The following is a 21427-nucleotide window of genomic DNA, read 5'->3' on the forward strand; positions in this document are numbered from 1 at the left end:
GAGGGATAATATCTTGTAGTACATTAATCAGCAGGTTTAAAAACAATAATTGGGACTCTGAGAGTTGATTTTCTAAGTTATTTTGATACAATGGAGGTAACATTTTCAACAGATAGGTCTTCTTGACAATAATTGACCTATCTTTTTCTACCATAATTTGGTCAAACCTTTATACAATCTGCAATGTGGGCTGCATGTCGCCCCCTCAGTATTTTCTCAGAAATGGTAAATCTTCCAAAACTGGATGTTCCCAGTTATGGTTCCAGTAGCGGCAAAGTTATGGGTAAAGTCACAATGCGGTTTCTAGCCTTTTCTAATGCCTTAAAAAGTTGTCAGCAGTAAGGGCAATTTATGAATTACCCCTACTGGAAAATCAAAGTTTGGGCTATTTTTTGCGTAAGTACTGAGTAGAAAAACGACTTACGTTAGTTTACTGCTGGTTCAGGGTTTGATGAATTTGTTTGGTTTTGAGCTAAAGGTTTCCAGTAGCTGGCAATCAAAGCAACTATGAGCCACCAGAGAGTATTAACTTCAGGACGATACCAGACGGTATCTACAGTTCCGTGAGCTAGCATACCTAACAAAATAGCGATCGCCCCAATTAACCAAAATCCTTCTCCATTTCTGAGTTGTCGCAATCGTCGCATTTGCAAAAGTGCCGTATTCAATGTGACAATTATCAGCCAGAGAAAGCAAGCTAAACCAACAAAGCCAGTTTCTACAGTTACCTCAAAGAAAATCGAATAAGCACTCAAAGCAGTAAAACGAGGGCGTTGGTAGAGGGGATAAACTTTATTAAAAGAGTTGTGACCAGGGCCAATGCCGAAAATCGGGCGATCGCGAATCATCTCAAAGACAGCATCCCAGACATTTCGGCGAAAATTATTACTGCTATCTTTGCGATCGGCAAAAATACTCAACACTCTCTGGCGGACTGGCTCTATAAATATCACCGCTAACAGTAATATCCCGATTAAACCTCCTAAGACAATGGGTAGCGACCAAGTACGCCAAAAAGGAGGCATTTCTACACTTTTCCAAAAAACTAGCAATCCCATCGCTGCCAAAACCCCCACCACGAGTCCAATCCAACCGCCACGACTAAAAGTTAGGATCAAGCAGGCAGTATTGACAATAAACATTGTTAATGCTAGAGCTTTTTTGAGCCAGCTTTGCCATGCAAAAATTGCCACTAAGCTAAAAATTACTGCTGGTAAGAGATATCCAGCCAATAAGTTAGGATTGCCTAAATAACTGTAGACTCTTGTAGTCTTAGACAGAGGAGATTCAGGATCAACCCAAGTTGCCAGTGCTGTGGCTCCAAAAAACCATTGCCGCAATCCATAGACACTGACAATTAACGATATGTGCAGATAAAGAACGATAATCCAAGATCGGAGGCGAGGCGACCTTAATACCCTGGCACAAAGGGTAAATAGTAGCAAATATAAGGTCAAGGTTGCCAAGTCGCTAAGTGCCGCCTTTTTTACTGGTGATAATGCTGTTGCGATTACAGCAATTCCCCAGTAAAGCAATACCAGTAGGTGAATGGGAGTGACTGACGAGACATTTGCTGGTGTGGCTTCATCAGATAAAGTCAACAATAGCCAGAATCCTACACAAGCCACCAGTAACAAACCTATCAACGTACTCGAAGCGAAAGGCGCAAGGGCATATATTAAACTGAGTAAAGCCGCTGCGATCGCATCTCCCCACTGCATTAGGATGCTGGTTTGCCGCCAAGAACTTAAGAGTCCCACCAGATAACGGTGTACGTAACTGGTAGCAAGATAGTCTTTGAGCGGTAAAGATGATAAAGTAAATCGTTGCCAGACTAAATTCATAAAAAACATTGCGATCAATTAGCCTGCCGACGCAGAACTTGGAATTGATCATAATGCCTATGACCATAAAAAGGTAATAATGGAAATTGAATATTGCGTAATGGCGCTCCTATTCCTAACCATCAGCCACTACCTTTAATTCAGCCATACTGAGTTTTTTCAACAATCAAATATGAGTCCTAAAGTAAGTCAGCATTAAAAAATCAAGCTATGTGACGAAATGTAAAATTAGCAATTAGCTAAGAAATTTGTAATTCCATAGTTTTTACAAAACTAAATATACATGGGTTTTATTGTGCCGACTTACTTATTAGATGAAAATACCTCTTTCTCAATCCCCAATTCCCAAGATTAGACATCACTAATTGCTTCTGAAGCCGTCGCCAGTTGTAGTGGCAAAGAAAGCACATAACGATACCCTGATTCTGGTGAACTTTGAATCAAAATTTGCCCCCCGTGCAACTCTGCGAGTTGACAACTTAGCAATAGACCCAAGCTTTCACGAGAAAGACTTCCATTTGATTTAGCTAAATTTATACCCGAACTAGCAGGAAAGAAATTTGAATGGGAATCACTCAAGTTTTTTGAATTGTCTACTGCTACTGATGAAGTATCTAGTTGCTTCTGGTTTTCTGTATGAGTATTGTAAGTTGCTACTTCACCTGTCAACTCCAGCAACGACAATGAATTGAGGCGGAAGTACGGATCAACTTCAGTTATGCCATCCCCCAACCAAGGATGGGAAACCCAGATAGTAATATTGAGTGTATCTTCCTTGTAAGATACATGAATACGAACAATGCTACCTGTTGCCGAAAGTTGAATTACACTGAAAACCAGGTGATAAAGGATTTGTCGCACCTTGTCTTTATCTAAAGGCCAAATACGATTGCGTCCTGGTTCTATAGAGAGGCGAATATCTTGCTCACGCCGATTAGCTACTTCTTCTAGGGTATTGATAGCTTGTTGGCATAGCATTTCAATATCCACAGGAGCGAGATTTAGCACAGTTGAGTTATCATCCATAGCTCCTAGTTCGGTAATTTCGTTTACTAAAGAGAGTAAGTACCGTCCACTATGTTGGATAATTTCTAAATATTCTCTTTGCTTAGTTGTCAAAGGCCCATAAATTTCGCGTCCTAAAACACCAGCCATACCGAGTACAGATGTTAAGGGCGTGCGTAACTCCTGAGTTAGTTGACCCAAAAGTTCCAACTTCAGTTGCTTGGTAGAAACATCGCTATCTTTAGTGGGCGTGGCGATTTTAATCTCAGGGTTGCGTTCGTCATTGAGTGAAAATATAGGAGGTATGGCGGAAGTACTTGATTCAAGTTTCCCTTGCAAGAGTCGGTTACGCTCAAATTCACTCATGCTCCAACGAGCTATAATTTGTAAAAATTCAATATCTCGGGTTGTAAAATTGCGCGGCGCTAAATCCATCACCGCCAATGCACCCAAACAATTGCCATCAGCATCAATCAGTGGCGCTCCTAAGTAAGCACGAATACCATAATCCTGCACTAACTTGCTGTTAGCAAGCACTGGATCTGTAAGTTTATGTGTATCATTAATCACAAAAACTTGAAGGCTCTCTACTACCTGAGTGCAGAAAGATTCTCTGCGTGACAGTTGGCGACTTTGTGCCAAATGATTCATTAATCCCAGCCTAGATAAGCCTACCGATGACTTGAACCAGTGACGCTCTTGATCTACAAATCCCAATATGGAAATTGGTGCTTCCAAAAAGTGGGCAGCAGTCTGTGTAGCTTCTTCAAAAACCGGAATCGTTTCTGGTTGTCGCAAACCTAAATCTGACAAAGCTTTGAGGCGTTGTTGTTCTCTTGATTCATGAGAATCCCAACCATCCTTTAGGGCAAATAATTTGTTTTCAGGCTCTACCATTGCCACTGCTACCTTAATAATTTCTCGATATTGTAAATTGATATAAGCCCTATTTCTGGGTTATCAATTGCTATTGTTAAGCATTCCCTAATTTTGCCTCTGACAAACAAATTTGGGGCAAAAATTTTTTATCCCTTACATTAAGTCGGCGACGCGGTATCTACAGGTTACTAGTTACTGATGCTAAATATTCTTTATTTAGCATTAGTGTAGCCTTTATTGCTTGGGATTTTAGAACCAGACTGCGTTAGATTTCGATTCAGCCAGGGTAAGCTAATGCTAAGGATACAATACAAAGGGGTTGTTATTCTTTATGTATGCAAGGAAAAATTATCACCAGCCTGTTCAAAGTATATTTACTGACAAATATTATATGTGTGTAGTTTTTATAGCAATAATTACTAATGACAGTTAGCACTAATGACTGACAATGCTAGATAGTCTATATAAGTTTCGATCTAATAGATTGAAGCTATTACAATTTCATACTGAAAATTGTGTAGAGTTTTTTATTTTTCCATCTGAAGAAAGATTTTTTGAGTACAACTAGTAATGAATAAAATGGCTATTAAAGTTCCTTTTGTAGACCTGAAGTTACAACACGAACCAATTCAAGCGCAGTTAAAAGATGCAATCCAATCTGTATTGGAACAGGGAGATTTTATTTTAGGGCAAGCACTGTCAGATTTTGAAGCAGCATTTGCGGCAGTATCGGGGGCAGCTTATGGGGTTGGTGTTGCATCAGGAACAGATGCGATCGCTCTCGGATTGCAAGCGTGTAATATTGGTGCTGGTGATGAAGTTATTTTACCAGCAAACACCTTTGTCGCCACCTTGATTGGGGTTATACGGGCTGGTGCGAAGCCAATTCTGGTAGATTGCGATCGCCAAACAGCTTTAATTGATTTAGAGGCAGCAGCAAAGGCAATTACACCTCAAACTAAAGCAATTATCCCTGTACATCTCTATGGTCAAATGGTATCGCCACACGAACTAATAAACTTTGCTGATACCTACAAACTACTAATTTTTGAAGATGCCGCTCAAGCACACCTCGCCCAAAGAGATGGATATTACGCGGGTTCAGTCGGAATAGCAGCAGCTTTTAGTTTCTATCCCAGTAAAAATTTGGGAGCATTTGGCGATGGGGGAATGCTGCTAACACGAGATTCAGATGTAGCCCAGAAGATGGTGCGTTTGCGAAATTATGGTGCATCACAAAAGTATTTTCATACTGAACCAGGTACAAATAGCCGCTTGGACACTTTACAAGCAGCAATTTTGCACCAAAAATTACCATATTTGCCACAGTGGAACCGCGATCGCTTGACTATTGCCCAACAATATGATGAAGAACTAGCACCCTTGGCAACTACTGGGATTATCCCTATGAAAAACCAAAGCGGTACAGGACACGTTTATCATCTTTATGTGATTAAAATTGATGATTCTTGCCCAATAGAACGCCAGCAACTCCAAGACAAACTCACAGCAGTAGGAATTCAAACTGGTATTCACTACCCAATTCCTTGTCACCTCCAACCGGCATTCACCAACTTAGGCTATCAGCCTGGAGATTTTCCCCAAGCCGAAAAGTTGTCGCAGCAAATATTATCATTACCGATGTATCCTGGATTGAGCAGTAGCCAAGTAAAAGAAGTTGTAGCTGCGATCGCTCATGCAGTCTCAACAACTTCTAAAGTAGATGAAACCTCCACTGCTGACCTGGGCAGCGTGGTAGCCTGATATTAATTCATACCTAATGTGCATCTAAACAATTAGACATTTGTCCTTTGTCAGTTGTCCTTTGCAAATGACTAATGACCAATGACCAATAACCAATGACCAGTGACTAATAAAAATCATGGTACTCCAGCAACAGCTTAAAAACAGAAACGCCTCAGACTTATTAAATCTAGCTATTATAGGTGTTTTGCTGCTACTTTATGCACCTATATTGCTACATTGGTTGGATGGTTGGCTGCATAAAAATATCAGTACAGAACACGAATATTTCAGCCACGGAATTATTGGTTTACCATTTGCGGCTTATCTCGTCTGGATGAACCGGAAAAAGTGGAAACGTTTACCAGATACAATGTATCCTTTAAGCGTTGTTTTATTGTTATTTGGGGCAATATTTTATCTTAGCGGTGTTACAGAGTGGGTTAACCTTTCCTTGCCTGTTATCCTAGCAGGATTATGTTTGTGGTTTAAAGGAATAGCAGGTTTGCGATCGCAAGGATTCCCCCTATTGCTAGTATTTTTGGCAACCCCAACAGCAATGCCCTATCTCATTGCCCCCTATACCTTGCCTCTCCAAAGCTTCATCGCTGGCACAGCAGGCTTCATACTGAATCAATTTGGTATGGACGTAACCGTAGATGAAATAAATCTCTACGTGGGAGGGCGAATTGTAGAGGTAGCGCCCTATTGTGCGGGGCTGAAAATGTTGTTTACAACTCTCTATGTTGGCTTGATGCTGCTTTATTGGACAGATGCTTTGTCTTCACGGCGCACAACTATATCGTTTTTATCTTTTGCTGTAATTATTAGTACTACTGCCAATATCATTCGTAATACTTTACTGACCTTCTTTCATGGCACAGGTCAAGAAGGAGCTTTTAAATGGCTGCATGACGGTTGGGGTGGCGATCTTTACTCGGCTTGTATGCTGGTGTCATTAGTACCCTTACTAAATTGGATTAATAATTATTTTTCCGCATCCCCAGAAACTGAGCAAGAAGCAGAAAGTTAGAAAAATTGGGGATTGGGAATTGGGGATTGGGAATTTGGAATTCGGTATGGCTCAAGAATCAATAAATAGTTCTTTTTCCCCTACTTTCCCTGCTCCCCCTGCCTCCCCTGCTCCCTGCCCCCTTGCCCCCTGCCCCCTGCCCCCTGCTCCCTGCTCCCTGCCCCCTGCCCCCTGCTCCTTAATCTACTCATAAATATTACTGAACTCATGGCGTGATTTTATGAAGTAAAATTTTGCCTAAGTATTACAAATTTTTACTGATGATTTCCTTCTCCAAGTTTTTCAAGGAAAACCAATTGAGTCAGGTAGCAGCACTTTTATTACTGTTACTACTGCTAGCAATAGGAGGGGTTCCTGGATACCTGACAGGAAAGTGGCAATGGAAACAGCCAGCACCTGTTACCACTCTCAACAAATTAAAACAGATCCGTAACACTGGGTTAGCCGTTTCTGGGTGGCAAACTATTGAACAAGGAGAACAGCAAATTGGTGAGCATAAATGGTCTTTGCAGGTAATGAAAAAAGAAGGTTCGCAATCCCAAGCAATCCTGCTTTTACTGCCGCAAAATGGGCCTATGGATCAACCAGAGGTAGAGTGGACAGATGTTAACGGCTGGGGAAGGTCACGTTGGGGAAAGTGGGATATAGCGCAATCTCGTTCTGCCGAATTTACTGTTAAACCGCCTGCAAAGTTGCCTTCTAATGCCATAACTAAAGTAGAAGCTAGGTTCTTTCGTGCTGCCACACCACAGCAAACCTTTGCTGTTTTGCAGTGGTACGCAATGCCAAATGGCGGAAATCCATCACCTTTCCATTGGTTCTTGGCGGATCAATTGGCCCAGTGGCGTAAGCAACGCACTCCTTGGGTAGGCGTAAGTATTCTGATTCCAATAGAACCTCTAGGGCAGATAGAAACATCTTGGCCTTTAGCCCAGTCTATAGGGGAAACAGTACAAGCTACATTGATGGTAAGCGCTTTGTAAAGTTTGTTACACCTGCATTTATGCAGAAATTCATCATGAGTGTTTCTATAATTAGATTTAGCCTGAAACTCAGCTAGCTAAAAGATGTTAAGAATATAAAGTTCTACCGATTATCTTCAAAGTTGCATAGAACAAGGGGATCTTGCCCCTTGTTCTATGCAACTTCACAAAGAATTGGTATTAAAAATTAAATTTAGCAAAATTCTTCTCTTCTTATTGGCAAATACTGGCAGATATAAGAGATATGTAGGACATTTTTAGAGTAGAATAACCACTCGGCGCTACTAATTTTTTATCAGTATTTTATTTTCTGCACCGATGTTTATAGATCCCAGTTCTTATATGCGTGGATTCAGCGCCTTGTGTTTTGTCAGTCTTCAAGTAGGAGTTTTCTTAACAACACCTATCCAACTTGTTGTTGCCCAGCCTTTTCCACCTCAAGGACAATCACCAAGGCAACCCCCCTCGCCTGTACCAGGTACTGAGTTCGTACCTCCAGGTGCAAATGATGAAATTTCTCCCCAACTCAGCCGCTATCTCTTGGGGCCGGGAGATGTAGTTGGCGTTACGCTTCAGCGTCCTCCTGGCCCATACCGCTTAGGAATAGGAGATGGAATTAGCGTTTCGGTTCAGCGCTTTCCAGATTTGAGCTTTCAAGCTTTAATCAACCCAGAAGGTAACATTGTTGTGCCGCTACTAGGAACAGTGTCATTACAAGGTTTAACTTTAGAAGAAGCTCAAGAAAAAATTCGCTTGGGTTTAAATCGTTATGTGGTTGATCCGGTAATAGTTTTAGGTTTAGCAACACAGCGTCAAGATTTAGCTTTTCAAGCTGTAATTAGTCCAGAAGGCAATATTGTAGTGCCGCAAGTGGGAACGGTGTCATTACAAGGTTTAACATTAGAAGAAGCTCAAGAAAAAATTCGCTTGGGTTTAAGTCGCATTGTCCCAGATCCAATTGTAGTAGTATTTTTGGCAGGGGCGCGACCAGTTCAAGTTACCATTAGTGGGGAAATATTTCGACCAGGAATTTATCCGATTAATTCAGCAACGCCCCGTGTTGCTGATGCCTTGCTAGTATCTGGTGGTTCAACGTTGAATGCAGACCTGCGGCAAGTTCAAGTCCGCCGCAAGTTAATCGATGGTTCCGTGATTTCACAAACTATTGATTTATATGCAGCACTGCAAAATGGCGGTTCAATCCCTAATTTACGCTTACAAGATGGAGATGCAATACTCATCCCCCGTCGTGAAGTTGGTAATGATGACGGTTATGACCGCAATTTAGTAGCACGTTCATCCTTAGCTACACCACAGATTAGAGTCCGAGTTTTAAATTACGCTGCGGGAGGTGTTTCCATTCAAGCACTGCCTAACGGTAGTACATTTGTGGATGCTTTAGGAGGAGTAAATCTCGATACTGCTAATTTACGAGATATCGCTCTGGTTCGTTTTGATCCTGAACAAGGTAAAGCTGTTACTCAAAAACTGGATGCGAAAAAAGCTCTAGGAGGCGATGCATCTCAAAATGTGGCGCTTCAAGATAATGATGTTATTGTTGTTGGTCGGAACCTCATCGGTAGAATTACTAATTTCTTGACTACTATTACCCAACCCTTTTTCAATGTCCAATCCTTTCTCCGGTTTTTTGACGGCTTCGGTGGCAGGTAAAATTAGTGGCTCTAAAAGAAGGATACAATCTAGAAATAGTTTGGAGTGGAGGAAGCCACATATCTAAGTTGTTTTTGAATTGATTAAAATATTGAAGATACTAATTTAGATATACAGTAGGAAGTTAATAGCGCCCTTGCCTTGGATGAAAGCCACTATCTTTAGTTTGGTGCTTCCTAAATTTTTATTTTTTTTAGCGCAGCATTAGAGAGTCTGCGAACGTCATTTTTAATTTTGAATTGGAGCGAAGCGACCATGACCCCACCAATTATTAAGCGCTATCTTATTGCTTTTGAAAAATACAAATGGATTGGATTAGCTAGTTTTGGTTTAGTGGTTGTGGGGTCAACAGTGGTAGCTATGCAGCCAGAGCCACCTACCAACTACATAGCATCTGGCGCACTAACCTATGGCGGCCCACCGGTTTCTTTCTCAACAACTGGTACTCAAATCCAACAGCAAGGAAAGGAACTGAATGAAGAAGTTTTATTATCAAACCAGATAATTGCGACAGTAGCACAGAAAGTAAATATAAAACCGAAACAACTTGGTACAAATATTGTGCTTAGTTTACCTAAAAAAAACCCCAGGACTGGAGAATTAGAAACAAGTATTTTTGAACTGAAATATGTAGATAGTGACCCAAAACGAGCCATAGAAGTATTGGCGGAATTGATGCAATCAATGATTAAGTTGAGCGGTGACATCAATACTGGGCGATTACAAGCAATTATTCAAAAGATTAACGATCGCTTACCACAAGCTAAACGGGAATTGCAAGTTGCTGAAAAGAAGTTGGAACAGTACGATCGCATCGAGCGAACAGCAATATTGGCAGCAGAGAATGGCAGCTTGTTAAGCGCCATTACTGCTAGCCAAAATCTACAACGGCAAATGCAATTAACTATTTCTGGCGTTGATGGTCAAGTTCGCAGTTTACAAAATAAGTTAGGCTTAACAGTCGGACAGGCTTATGTTTCTTCTGCTTTGAGTGCCGATCCAATTATTGGGAATTTACGAGCGCAAATTTATCAAAGTGAGGCACAAATGGCTGTACTCAAAAAAGATTTGCGACCAGGACACCCAACGATGATTCAGTTGCAGCGTCAAAAACAAGCGTCTGAAGAATTGCTGCGACAACGTGCGGCTGAGGTATTAGGTGGTGATGGTGCGGCGGCTCCGCTTCAGGGTAGCGTTGCAGGTATTCGCACCCAAAGTAGCTTAGATCCTGCCCGCCAGCAATTGGCAAACCAAATGGTGTCTTTACAAACCCAAAAGGAGACACTACAACAACAGCTAGTTCAAGAAATCCAACAAGAAGCACGACTACGGCAAGAGTATTCTCTGATACCCAATAAACAATTAGAGCGATCGCGTTTAGAACAAGAGGTTGGACTCAAAAAAGCCATCTATGACCAAATGCAGGTGAAGCTAACCGATGCTAGAACCGCAGAGGCAGAAACTACCAGCAGCCTCAGCGTTGCCAGACGACCTACAGCTGCTGTCGATATCAAACCCCCTAAGAGTGTACCTATTACCCTTGCTGTGGGCGGTTTCTTAGGTGCGATAATTGGTGGCGGAGTGATATTTTTACTGGGATCGCTGGAAGGGACTTTCAAAACCAGGGAGGATATCCGCGAAAGCCTCAAGCAACGGGAAGTGGCTCTGTTGGGAGAATTGCCTTTAATGCCAGTTGATGATTTGCCTCCAGAAGCAGTGCCAGCAATACTTTCCGGTGATTCTCCTTATTTAGAATTTTATGAGAAGTTCCGCAGTAATCTGCGCCGGATTGGTGGTAAAAATTTAAAAGTAGTGTTGATTACTAGCACTGGTAGCCTAGAGGGTAAGACGGCAAGTGCTTATAACTTGGGTATAGCTTCTGCTCGCGCTGGCAAAAGAACCTTGATTATCGAAACAGATTTGCGATCGCCTTCCCGTTGTACATCTTTAAATGTAATTCCTGACCCCGAAGCCACAATTGAACCCCTACGTTATTACGCTAACTTAAGTGAGTGTATCCGTTTAGTCCCTGACGTAGAAAATTTATACATTCTTCCCAGCCCTGGCCCTGTGCGGCAATCTGCTGCTATTCTTGAATCTAGCGAAATGCGGCGGTTGATGGAAGATGTGCGCGAACGCTTTGATTTAGTTATTTTAGATACTAGCCCTCTCAGTATATCCAACGATCCTTTGTTAATCCAACCCTACAGCGATGGAATCGTATTAGTGGCGCGACCACACTACACACAAGAAAATATGCTAGGCGAAGCGATCGATCAATTGGTGGAAGCGGAACTGGGATTATTGGGAGCAATTATTAATGGTGCTGATATCATCGTTTCTGTACCTGAACAATTTGCAGAAGCACCAACATTTATATCTGAGGTAAACGAATCTGAAGGAGTTTCGGCGACTGCCAACAAAAACTAATAGTTTTCCAATAAAGAAATTTAAACGCATAGGTACTTCGCCTTCCCATAAGGTAGGTAAGCAAAAGATACGCAGAGGTTTGATAGCGAAAAATTATTTGCTATGAATTTAGAAAATGGTGTATTAGTCGCGCCTAAACAAGCCAAATAGGGGAGCAAGGATTATCCCAAAAGCAAAACCACCGATGTGTGCCCAGTAAGCAACTCCACCAGTTTGTACAGTCATGTTAGCGGCTGTTTGGAGAGTAGCTAGACCAGAAATTATATTCTGCACAACAAAAAGTCCAATTATTACTAGTGCTGGAACTCTGATTGTGGTGATGAAAATCCCCAAAAATACTAAGGTCATGACTTTAGCGTGGGGAAAGCGAATAATGTACGCACCCAAAACGCCAGAAATTGCACCACTTGCTCCCAAGGAAGGAATTTCAGAATTCATCCCAATAAACCATTGGCATAAGGCAGCTAAAGCACCACATGCCAAATAAAAAATTAGATATTTGGCATGACCCAATCTATCTTCAATATTGTTGCCAAAAACCCAAAGAAACACCATGTTTGAGATTAAGTGCCACCAACCACCGTGTAAAAATTGTGACGTAAATAAAGTTATCCATTCTTCACTCCAATTGGTGGTTAACTGTTGAGGCACTACCGCATACTGGTTAAAAAACTGACTCAATTGTTGTGCATTTGACAGGCTTATCTCGTGAAGAAAAACTACAATATTCATGCCAATTAACCCGTAGGTGAAATACGGGGTAATTCGCGTCGGATTTTCATCGTAGAGGGGAAACACAGGTGTTTTTCCTAAATTATTGGCTAATTGCAATATAACTTGTAAGGCTGGCAGTTGCGAAGCTTAGATAATTTCACCTTTTTAACCAATTAGCCTGATTGACAGCCCTGAAGAATTACTGATACCAAGCTTCTTCCTGTGATTTATCGTTAAACAAACCCAACAGTGGGCCGAGAATTGCCCCAAAGATAAACCCGCCTGCATGTGCCCAGTAGGCAATACCACCGCTTTCCATACCGATGTTAGTACGTGTTTGGAGACTAGCTAGCCCGTAGAAGGCTTGTTCGAGAAACCAAAATCCCAAAAAGAAATATGCCGGGACACGGAAAGTCGGGAAGAAAAAACCTAAAGGTACTATGCCGAGAACTTCGGCGTTGGGAAAGCGAAGAATATACGCTCCTAAAACGCCTGCGATCGCACCACTTGCACCCAAGGATGGAATGCTAGAATCTTGAGCGAAGAACCACTGTGTTAATGATGCCAAAACACCGCAAGATAAATAGAACAGTAAATATTTGGCATGACCTAGCTTATCTTCAATGTTGTTACCAAAAATCCAGAGAAACAGCATGTTGCCAGCTAAGTGCAAGAAACCGCCGTGCAAAAATTGCGAGGTAATCAAAGTTGCCCACTCTGGCACTGGTTGATGTAAAGAGACACCAGCAAAGCTTAAAGTCAGTTCTCGTGGAACGACAGCCGCAAGATGCAAAAATCCATTTAATGCTTGTGGCGGAAGATTTGCTTCATAAAGAAAAGCGAGGACATTGGCAGCAATTAGCCCATAAGTTACATAAGGCGTGATTTTTGTCGGATTATTATCTCTAATGGGAACCACGGGCGTTTTTCCTGATTTTTTAAGGCACAAGCTCCACAATACTGAATACTTTAAGTAGTTTCTTCTACCTCATGGATGGATCTCGCTTTCATTAAGTAAATAATTAGTATTTATATTTATGAGTCAGCGATCATGTATTGAAGAAGAATTCAGAAGTCAGAATTCAGGAGTCAGAATCAATTAGTGGGGGATTCAGACCCGCCACTACGAAAGTTGACCGCTAAATATGCAGATTTAGCGGGGGTATTAAACCCGCTTATTCATCCACCAAGTCGTACAGAAAACATTGCTGAATTCTGACTCCTGACTCCTGAATTCTGTTTGATAAACGTACACTTAGAGTAAACTGCTGCTTGACCGCACAATTTATTCTGCTCATCCAAAAGATTCCAGAGGATGCCATCTTGGATCTCAAAGCGTTTACCAGTGCTAGTGATCCGCACACCAGAAAAATAACTAAAGCCTTTAGTTGCTGCTTCTGATAATAAGCGATCGCGTTCTTCCTGCACTACCTCTTCAGCTGACTTCCGGGAAGGCATTCTAGTAAAATCTTCCCAAGAAACCTCCCATAGTTCTAATGCCTTGCGATTGCCGTAGTTAAAAATTGGATCGGTCTCAGTGCCATGAGAAACTAAGGCAAAGGGCGCTTCAAATAGCGCTTGTGCTGTTTCAAGTGGAGAACCATTTATATCCAGTAAAGAATTTTTTGTCCAATACTGAAAACTATTTATTAAGTATTGGCTGTGGAAAATAATTGCTTCTTGCTGCCAAGGAAATTCAATCACGCTAGTCATGGGAAAGTGGAAATATAACGCCAAGCATTTAGTATGACAAAACTTGACTCGTTTTAGAGGTTGTTTTAAAAGTATTTGGCTGTGATGTTAGGCACTAACTGATCCCCCTAGCCCCCCTTAAAAAGCTATCCATTACCCACATCTTTCTTAACATAAAGGTTGACAAAATCGAGGAATTGTATCTTGGTTACTTCTGACCACATTAGAAATTACCCATCTTGAAGATGTGAAGAAGTATGTGCAATGGTATTGTTATCGGTGGTTAATTGAACGTTATCATTATGTCTTAAAAAGTGGTTGTGGAATTGAAAAGTTACAACTTAAAACGGCGCAAAGATTAGAGATGGCTTTAGCTACCTACAGTATAGTTGCTTGGCGTTTGTTGTGGCTGACTTATTTAGCTCGTTGTTCACCAGATGCCAGTTGTGAACAAGTTTTAGAAACTCACGAGTGGCAAATTCTCTATGCCACCGTACATCATCAACCTTATCCTCTTAAATCGCCACCGACGCTGGCTGAAGTTGTCGATTTGATTGCTCGATTAGGTGGTTTTTTGGGTCGAAAAGGTGATGGTTCTCCAGGTGTAAAAGTTCTCTGGCGTGGATTGAGCCGATTACATGATCTTGTTCAAGGTTGGCTTGTTTGTCAGTCTCTTATGGTTAATTAATCATCGCCTCATCCTGTCAGCTTGTTTCGATGTTCAGCAGAAATGAATTCTATAAAATCAGACTTTTGTGAGCTTCTGTTTCTTGTCATATTCATTTTCTAGATTCACTGATAATTTTTTTGTCTCCTTACCCAGCACAACCGCTTTCTTTTGTCAAATTTCATGTTAAGAAAGATGTGGGTAATGGATAGCTTAAAAAGGGGAGATTTTAAGCATCTTTTACCCCATTTTTAAGTGGGTCGCCGCAGGCGGGGGGATCTTAACCGAACCGTATTGCTTCCTCAATTTGATAGCTGAATCTTTTACCCCTTAACTACAGGTAGCAGCTGAAGCCGAGTTAACCTTTGTTAAATCGCCAGTGAATACTGCTTTGTATATATAAGGTGATGAACCGGAGCAAGTCATGGAATTTGTATTAGCGCGTCGAGGAGTCCACCATGACTTTGCTTGCACAGCTAAATTTGTGCCATTCCATGATAGTCCTTGGACAACTAAAGAGTTTGTATTTCCATTCCTCGCGTTTTTTGCAGTTAAAAATGTGGCATAATTAACCTGCCCATTAGCTGGATTAATCCGGGCTATAACTGCGACTTTTGGCCCGCCTCCGCTACCATAGCTAGACAACCAGCGCCCAGTTGCAAAGCGGCGAAAATCATTACCAGTTTGACTGCCAGTGGAAGAGTAAACGCCGTATAAAACATCGTTCCCATTCCAATACAATCCGTAACCTGTACCGTCGTCATTCGTTGTTTCGTAGTCAGTCCGGCACCATGATTTGACACCATTATTGAAACGGATAGTTATAGGGTTTTTGTTATTAGATGAGACTTGCTGATAACCAATGTAAAAGGCTGTATTCCCATTAGCTACTCTGGGGGCCTTTTTAGCTTTGATTGTCGCTTCACTATCGTTGCAACTGAACGTCACAGCATTCCCGATAGATGAATTTACCGTTTGGGCAAAAGCTGGAGGGGCTTTTTGTGTGATGACTAAATCAGCTGCTAGTAATGCAGACAAGGAGAAAACTGCCAAATACTTCTGCAATTTGGGAGAATAAATCATGGTATAAACTTGCCGAGAAATTGCCAGGGAAAACACCGTATCACTATAAACTCTAATGAGAGTTTAAACAAGCAAAATTTTTGAAAGTCGCAGATTGAAGCATTTTCAATATCACGAAAAATGATATTTGGCTACAAAATGCATAAGCTAATATGCATGATATTAACTGTATATAAGCCTTTCTTATTAAAGACTATGCAGTGAATAGATTGATTCTGAATTCACGAAGACGCTCGCGGACTCGCTTACACTAGAATCAATATGCTCTCTACAAAAAAAAGCTACGTGAGTGTTTTATTCACACTTGCGTTATGTAGTGAAGAACAATAAATCTATGACTTGCTAAGGGTGCAAAAACTCAATTTATTCAAACGATTTTTTGACCAGAATTAATTATGAATTCTGACGAATAGCACCAATATTGCTGTTTAATAAATTGCGATCTTTACGACGGGCTACGCCTAAGCACCAATTAGCAACAAATAGTTGTAATGAACACTTAGCATTTGCTCATTCCTGATATCTATTGTTAGAAGCTTGAATACATATTTGAATCAATCGTTTTTTGTCCATCGGATATCAATTCAGATTTTCCTAGAACATAGATATATTTGTTAGAGAGGGTTCTAAAGTTAGTTTGGCTTAGTCAAGCTGTTTTCTGGTTCAGTAAAATTCGTGAATAATTTTATTTTTATGAAACCAATATATACATCTAAGTAATTTCTTCTAATTCAGATATTGCATCTGGTTTTGTGGATGATTGCTTTAACGTTAGTGATTCATCATAATGGCTTCTAATTTAAGCTCAAAGAACCATAGCGGTTTGTCATCATCATCTATAACGTGTAACTTCAAGATGGAAGAAAAGCTAGAATTAAAGCTAGTGTTTATACGCAAAATCATAGTGTTACTAATGACAAGGTTTGAAAAATGTTGAATAACCTTTCAAAATGCTCCCAATATACAAAAAAATAGCGCCACCTTGATAACAGGCTGGCGCTATTTTTTTTGATTTAATTCACGGTAGTTAGATGAATTTCCTAGATTTCCTTCACTCATTGTCCGCAATCTTGCTTTTATACAGCACTGCGGTTAGTTAATAAATTCCACAGGAAGACTGCAACAATTGCACCCAGAACTGCTACTGCAATACCTGGAATACTAAGACTTGGAGCTGCTAAACTTAACGTTCCTGTACTGAAAAATACTCCTAAGCTACCGCCAACAAAAGCGCCGATAATTCCCAACAAGAGTGTTCCCAGAATTCCGCCACCTTGATGACCGGGGTAGATAGCTTTAGCGATCGCACCAGCAATTAGACCTAAAACAATCCAAGCAAGAATATTCATTGTTATTAACTGGGTAAACGTTTTTTACTCACGAATACATACTACCAATCTTCATATTTTGATTACATCTATCATTAGAACTAATCGTTAATGTCCATAAGGAAGAGTTTAATTATGACTAAAGTTGTTGATATTTAGGGACTTCCAAGAAGTAAATTATCCAAATAAACGAACCGCAGAGACACAGAGAACACGGAGGCAGAAGAGATAGAGAGAATTTTTGCGTTAGTTTTGGGATATTGTTTTATTTGGAAGTCTTTTACTCTTACTGAGATAGATACTGGGTTTAAAAAAAAAGCTCCTAGTAGGTCTTTAACTAGGAGCCGATCAAACTATTGCTTGGTAATTGCAGTATATGTCTTTTTAATTAGCTCTCTCCTCTACTATAAGAATTAAGCTGAGTTTTCAAAGGCTGTTTCTAAAGTAATGTAAAAGAGGTTTTATACACAAAATCTCATAGTTTGATACAAGAAGCAAGCTCTAAGGGGATGGAAATTGGGCATTGAGGCTTAGACACTGGGTATTAGTATTGAAAATTAGGTATTAGGAAAACTATTCTCTAGTTCCCATTCCCTAGTCCTCAATTTCTAGTCCTCAATCCCTAATTCCCAGTTAAAATGCCTAATGAAATTTGGTTATCACAATTGCGAAAACATCGTGCGATCGCAGTTATCCGCGCCCCTAAAATCGAAGTAGGGCAGAAAATGGCAATGGCTATAGCATCTGAGGGAATGCAGATCATTGAGATTACCTGGAATAGCTCACGCGCTGGGGAATTAATCAGTCAACTACGCTCAGAATTACCAGCCTGCACCATTGGTACTGGTACGCTATTCAATGTGCAGCAGCTACAAGAAGCGATCGCATCTGGGGCGCAATTCCTCTTCACACCCCACGTTGACTCCGCAATGATTCAAGCAGCACAAGAAAAAAATGTACCCATCATCCCAGGGGCGCTGACTCCCACAGAAATTGTTACTGCCTGGAGTCAGGGCGCTAGTTGTGTAAAAGTGTTTCCGGTGCAAGCAGTGGGAGGGGCTGATTATATCAAAAGTTTGCAAGGGCCACTAGGTCAGATTCCCTTAATTCCTACTGGCGGCGTGACTTTAGAAAATGCGAAAGAATTTTTGCAAGCGGGAGCGATCGCTGTCGGTTTGAGCGGTGAATTATTTCCCAAAAACCTTGTCACAGAGGGGAATTGGTCAGCGATCGCATCTGGAGCAAGAAAGCTGATACAACAGTTAGGTTAACTTAGAACAAAGCATCAAAAGTTCACGTCTATTAAAGTAATAGATAGGGAAATAGAGGTGAAAACTGATAAGTTTCTCAAGACTTGATTATTTAAGTGTGAGTGTATCTAAAATGAAAAAACTGATTAATCCTGACTGGGTGCGTCGCTTACAAATACTCCTCACTGGTACAGCACTATCCGTAAGTGTTTTTACTACTACTGGAACGAGTGAAGTTTGGGCGAATTCCAAAAATCAAGTGATTGCACAAAAAATCCAGACATTACAAAAATCGGATAAGCGCTGGATTCAAATTGATCTTTCAAAGCAACGGTTAATAGCTTGGGAGGGTGACAGAGTGGTTTATGGAAGTGCTATTTCCTCTGGCAAAAAATCCACTCCCACTCTTATTGGTACTTTTAATATTCAATCCAAGTTAAAAACTACGCGAATGCGGGGAAGGGGCTATGACGTTCCCAATGTTCCTCATGCGATGTTTTACCAAGGTAATTACGGTATTCACGGGGCTTACTGGCATAAAAGGTTTGGCACTCCAGTCAGCCACGGATGTGTGAATCTCGCGCCGAAACATGCTAAATGGCTATTTGAGTGGGCATCGGTAGGAACACCAGTAGTTATCCAGAAATAGTAGGTGAAGCAACCAAAAAGCAATTTAGGTAAAATCATTAATAACAACGAATCAAGACAATTGAGTGATTCCCAGCAATATTTTATGCTGGGAATCTTCGGAGTCGGAATTACTGAATTTGAAATAAAATATAGAAGAGGACATTCAATGATTTGCCCAAAAAATAAGTGTAAATCCTGACAATTGCTCTGTGAAATTAAAAATGCAAATATAACTTTGGGGAAAGTTTGTATTTAGGCATTTAAATGACAGATTTTTTGTAAGAGTTGTCCTTTGTAATTAGTCATTGGTCATTAGTTAAAACTCATCATTTAACCAAGGACAAATGTGCAAATTAGATGCAGATTAGCTTAGGAATTTGAAAAGCATTAGCGGATGAATTGCGTAAATCCTCGACGGGAAACGAGTAGTCGATCTGGAAAATTGTAGTTTTCCAGAAAGTTACTTCACTTCATAATTTTTGCGTAGTTTATAAGGCAAGGCATAATGCAATCTTGGATTCGCAGTGGTAGGATTCGTTCTTCAGGAACTTTTTGTACAGGCGTGGCGCTGATGATGACAACTTTATTCTCTTGGTCATCACCTTTAGCAGGTACACCAAACTTTAGTACAGCAACAGCCGCGTCAGTAAATGAAAACAACATTACTGCATCTAATATTAGGCAAACATCCCAAACTCGTTGGATTGAAATTGATTTGTCAGAGCAACGCTTACGTGCATGGGAAGGTAAAAGACTTGTTTATTCATATCGCATTTCTGGAGGAAAGCGATCGACCCCTACGCCTATAGGTAGATTTCGGATTAATTCTAAGTATCGCACCCACCGGATGCGAGGCAGAGGCTACAACATTCCTGATGTTCCTTACACAATGTATTTCTACAGAGGCTATGCCATCCACGGCGCTTACTGGCATAACCGTTTTGGAACTCCAGTTAGCCACGGGTGCGTAAATTTACCTGTTAAGCAAGCACGCAATGTTTACAACTGGGCTAGGAATGGAACTTTAGTAGTGGTGCGGAAATAATTCGTAATTCGTAATTAAGAGTTGCAATTCTGCCTTTGATGTATGGACAGGTGCGTTTACCGAGTGTGTAACGCACCCTACATCACTGCTAGACTAAAAACACATCTTCGAGGGATTTAGGAGCTATGAGCTACTCAACTACTCAACTACTTACCCTGGAGGAATTTCTGAAGCTCCCAGAAACAAAGCCTGCAAGTGAATATATTAACGGTGAGATTATTTCTAAGCCAATGCCGAAAGGGAGACACAGCCGCTTACAAGGCAAACTCGGTGCTGTTGTTAATGAAGTCACGGAGAATCAGAAAATTGCCTATGCATTTCCTGAATTACGGTGTAGTTTTGGCGATCGCTCAATTGTACCTGATGTAGCTGTATTTCAATGGGGACGCATACCGTTCACCGTTGATAATCAAGTACCTGATAATTTTGAACTTCCACCAGACTGGACGATTGAGATTCTTTCGCCAGAACAAAAACCCAACAAAGTAATTGGAAATATTCTCTACTGTCTAAAGTATGGTAGCCGCCTTGGATGGTTTCTTGATCCTGATGATTTCAGTATTTTGGTATTTTTACCAGAGCAACAACCAGTATTACTCCAGGGAGAAGATTTTTTGCCTGTATTACCAGAAATTCAACTTGCACTAACCGTCAATCAAGTTTTTGGATGGTTAAAGATGGGTGGTTAAAAATAACTCGACTGCAATCAGAAGTTGCGTAGACTTAGCCCGTCGTAGACATCGCTTAATTCTCAAACAAACTAGTATCAACGTGAAAAAAGCTCCCTAACACCTTAGCCATCTCCTGGGTAATTTTTTGTTTTCCACTCATAACTTGAGAAACAACCTCTCTTGAATCAATAATTGCTACTAACTCAGCTTCTTTAACACTCTGAGCATCGATTAGATGGAGGAACATTGAGTGCGCCGTTGATTCTCCTATTGGATAATGCTCATCCTCATATTTTTCTATCAGAGCGATCAAGAGGTCTAATAATGCCGACTCTTCCAAAGTTCGGTCAACTCTATGGGATAGTTCCTCAGCTAGTGTAATAGCTTGCTCATTTTCCTCATCTGTTTTAATAACCTTGGGTTGATATTTAACAAGCAAACTAGCATAAGTTTCACAGTTAAAAGTAAAGGTCATTTTTCCAGTTATCCTTATCGTATTCTGCGTGCGTCAAAATGTATTTAAGATAAATTATTTGGTCACTATAAACCAAATCAACTATCAGACGATATTTGTTACCTTTGATATTAAAAACAGTAAAATTCCCAACAGCTTCTGCTTGAGGATAAACTGCTTGCACTTGGGTAAGATTATTCCGTGTAGCTTTATTGGCAGTCTTATACCAGTTTTTAAGTGCATCACAGGAATCAGCATAATTTTGGCAAAATTCACGCAGCTTTTTACGACTGATGATGTGCATT

General features: G+C 40.7%; 18 protein-coding genes and 1 pseudogene. 10 read left to right on the plus strand and 9 right to left on the minus strand.

Annotated features, from left to right (window positions below; genetic code table 11):
• Positions 1–425 precede the first annotated feature (425 nt).
• Positions 426–1844 (minus strand): IctB family putative bicarbonate transporter, encoded by a 1419-nt coding sequence (locus VB732_RS25970; protein WP_323233766.1) that lies wholly within the window; start codon positions 1842–1844, stop codon positions 426–428.
• A 351-nt stretch (positions 1845–2195) separates the two neighbouring features.
• Complete coding sequence (locus tag VB732_RS25975) at positions 2196–3746, minus strand: GAF domain-containing sensor histidine kinase (RefSeq protein ID WP_323233767.1); 1551 nt, start codon at positions 3744–3746, stop codon at positions 2196–2198.
• Positions 3747–4307: 561 nt separating this feature from the next.
• Between VB732_RS25975 and VB732_RS25980 the strand changes: the two genes are divergently transcribed.
• The 5 genes from VB732_RS25980 (at position 4308) to VB732_RS26000 (ending at position 11588) form a co-directional block, all read left to right on the plus strand.
• Positions 4308–5492: a DegT/DnrJ/EryC1/StrS family aminotransferase gene (locus VB732_RS25980; protein ID WP_416235775.1), complete on the plus strand. Its 1185-nt coding sequence runs from the start codon at positions 4308–4310 to the stop codon at positions 5490–5492.
• Positions 5493–5610: 118 nt separating this feature from the next.
• The gene (gene crtB / locus VB732_RS25985) at positions 5611–6504 is read left to right on the plus strand and encodes a cyanoexosortase B (protein WP_323233769.1); all 894 of its coding nucleotides are present in this window, start codon (positions 5611–5613) and stop codon (positions 6502–6504) included.
• A 260-nt stretch (positions 6505–6764) separates the two neighbouring features.
• Positions 6765–7487, plus strand: coding sequence for a cyanoexosortase B system-associated protein (locus tag VB732_RS25990; RefSeq protein ID WP_323233770.1), 723 nt, complete (start codon positions 6765–6767; stop codon positions 7485–7487).
• A gap of 318 nt (positions 7488–7805) precedes the next feature.
• Positions 7806–9158 carry a polysaccharide biosynthesis/export family protein gene (locus VB732_RS25995; RefSeq protein WP_323233771.1) on the plus strand — a complete coding sequence of 451 codons (1353 nt, stop codon included), beginning with the start codon at positions 7806–7808 and terminating at the stop codon, positions 9156–9158.
• A 255-nt stretch (positions 9159–9413) separates the two neighbouring features.
• Positions 9414–11588: a polysaccharide biosynthesis tyrosine autokinase gene (locus VB732_RS26000; protein ID WP_323233772.1), complete on the plus strand. Its 2175-nt coding sequence runs from the start codon at positions 9414–9416 to the stop codon at positions 11586–11588.
• 123 nt (positions 11589–11711) lie between these two features.
• Here the strand turns inward: VB732_RS26000 and VB732_RS26005 are convergent, their stop codons facing one another.
• The 3 genes from VB732_RS26005 to VB732_RS26015 form a co-directional block, all read right to left on the minus strand.
• Positions 11712–12386, minus strand: a complete 675-nt coding sequence (locus tag VB732_RS26005) for a rhomboid family intramembrane serine protease (RefSeq protein ID WP_323233773.1) — start codon at positions 12384–12386, stop codon at positions 11712–11714.
• A 115-nt stretch (positions 12387–12501) separates the two neighbouring features.
• The gene (locus VB732_RS26010) at positions 12502–13221 is read right to left on the minus strand and encodes a rhomboid family intramembrane serine protease (protein ID WP_323233774.1); all 720 of its coding nucleotides are present in this window, start codon (positions 13219–13221) and stop codon (positions 12502–12504) included.
• A 260-nt stretch (positions 13222–13481) separates the two neighbouring features.
• Positions 13482–14015 carry an MEKHLA domain-containing protein gene (locus VB732_RS26015; RefSeq protein WP_323233775.1) on the minus strand — a complete coding sequence of 178 codons (534 nt, stop codon included), beginning with the start codon at positions 14013–14015 and terminating at the stop codon, positions 13482–13484.
• Positions 14016–14193: 178 nt separating this feature from the next.
• Between VB732_RS26015 and VB732_RS26020 the strand changes: the two are divergent.
• A pseudogene (locus tag VB732_RS26020) lies at positions 14194–14682 on the plus strand (IS4 family transposase); the annotation flags it as partial.
• Between the two features lie 309 nt (positions 14683–14991).
• On the opposite strand, the gene VB732_RS26025 reads toward VB732_RS26020, so the two are convergent.
• On the minus strand, positions 14992–15744 hold the full coding sequence (locus VB732_RS26025) for a hypothetical protein (protein WP_323233776.1): 753 nt from the start codon (positions 15742–15744) through the stop codon (positions 14992–14994).
• A gap of 1076 nt (positions 15745–16820) precedes the next feature.
• Positions 16821–17093: a GlsB/YeaQ/YmgE family stress response membrane protein gene (locus VB732_RS26030; protein ID WP_323233777.1), complete on the minus strand. Its 273-nt coding sequence runs from the start codon at positions 17091–17093 to the stop codon at positions 16821–16823.
• Between the two features lie 617 nt (positions 17094–17710).
• Here VB732_RS26030 and VB732_RS26035 point away from each other — a divergent pair.
• From VB732_RS26035 to VB732_RS26050, 4 genes are all read left to right on the plus strand, one after another.
• Positions 17711–18343 carry a bifunctional 4-hydroxy-2-oxoglutarate aldolase/2-dehydro-3-deoxy-phosphogluconate aldolase gene (locus tag VB732_RS26035; RefSeq protein WP_323233778.1) on the plus strand — a complete coding sequence of 211 codons (633 nt, stop codon included), beginning with the start codon at positions 17711–17713 and terminating at the stop codon, positions 18341–18343.
• A 112-nt stretch (positions 18344–18455) separates the two neighbouring features.
• The gene (locus VB732_RS26040) at positions 18456–18971 is read left to right on the plus strand and encodes a L,D-transpeptidase (protein ID WP_323233779.1); all 516 of its coding nucleotides are present in this window, start codon (positions 18456–18458) and stop codon (positions 18969–18971) included.
• 486 nt (positions 18972–19457) lie between these two features.
• Positions 19458–19997 carry a L,D-transpeptidase gene (locus VB732_RS26045; protein ID WP_229558835.1) on the plus strand — a complete coding sequence of 180 codons (540 nt, stop codon included), beginning with the start codon at positions 19458–19460 and terminating at the stop codon, positions 19995–19997.
• A 125-nt stretch (positions 19998–20122) separates the two neighbouring features.
• Positions 20123–20686, plus strand: coding sequence for a Uma2 family endonuclease (locus VB732_RS26050; protein ID WP_323233780.1), 564 nt, complete (start codon positions 20123–20125; stop codon positions 20684–20686).
• Positions 20687–20741: 55 nt separating this feature from the next.
• Here VB732_RS26050 and VB732_RS26055 read toward each other — a convergent pair whose 3' ends face one another.
• Complete coding sequence (locus VB732_RS26055) at positions 20742–21143, minus strand: transcriptional regulator (protein WP_323233781.1); 402 nt, start codon at positions 21141–21143, stop codon at positions 20742–20744.
• Complete coding sequence (locus tag VB732_RS26060; protein ID WP_323233782.1) at positions 21127–21426, minus strand: type II toxin-antitoxin system HigB family toxin; 300 nt, start codon at positions 21424–21426, stop codon at positions 21127–21129. Before VB732_RS26060 ends, VB732_RS26055 begins: the two co-directional genes overlap by 17 nt.
• Position 21427: the final 1 nt, after the last annotated feature.

This window comes from Nostoc sp. UHCC 0252, from assembly GCF_034931145.1.
GTDB lineage: Bacteria > Cyanobacteriota > Cyanobacteriia > Cyanobacteriales > Nostocaceae > Nostoc.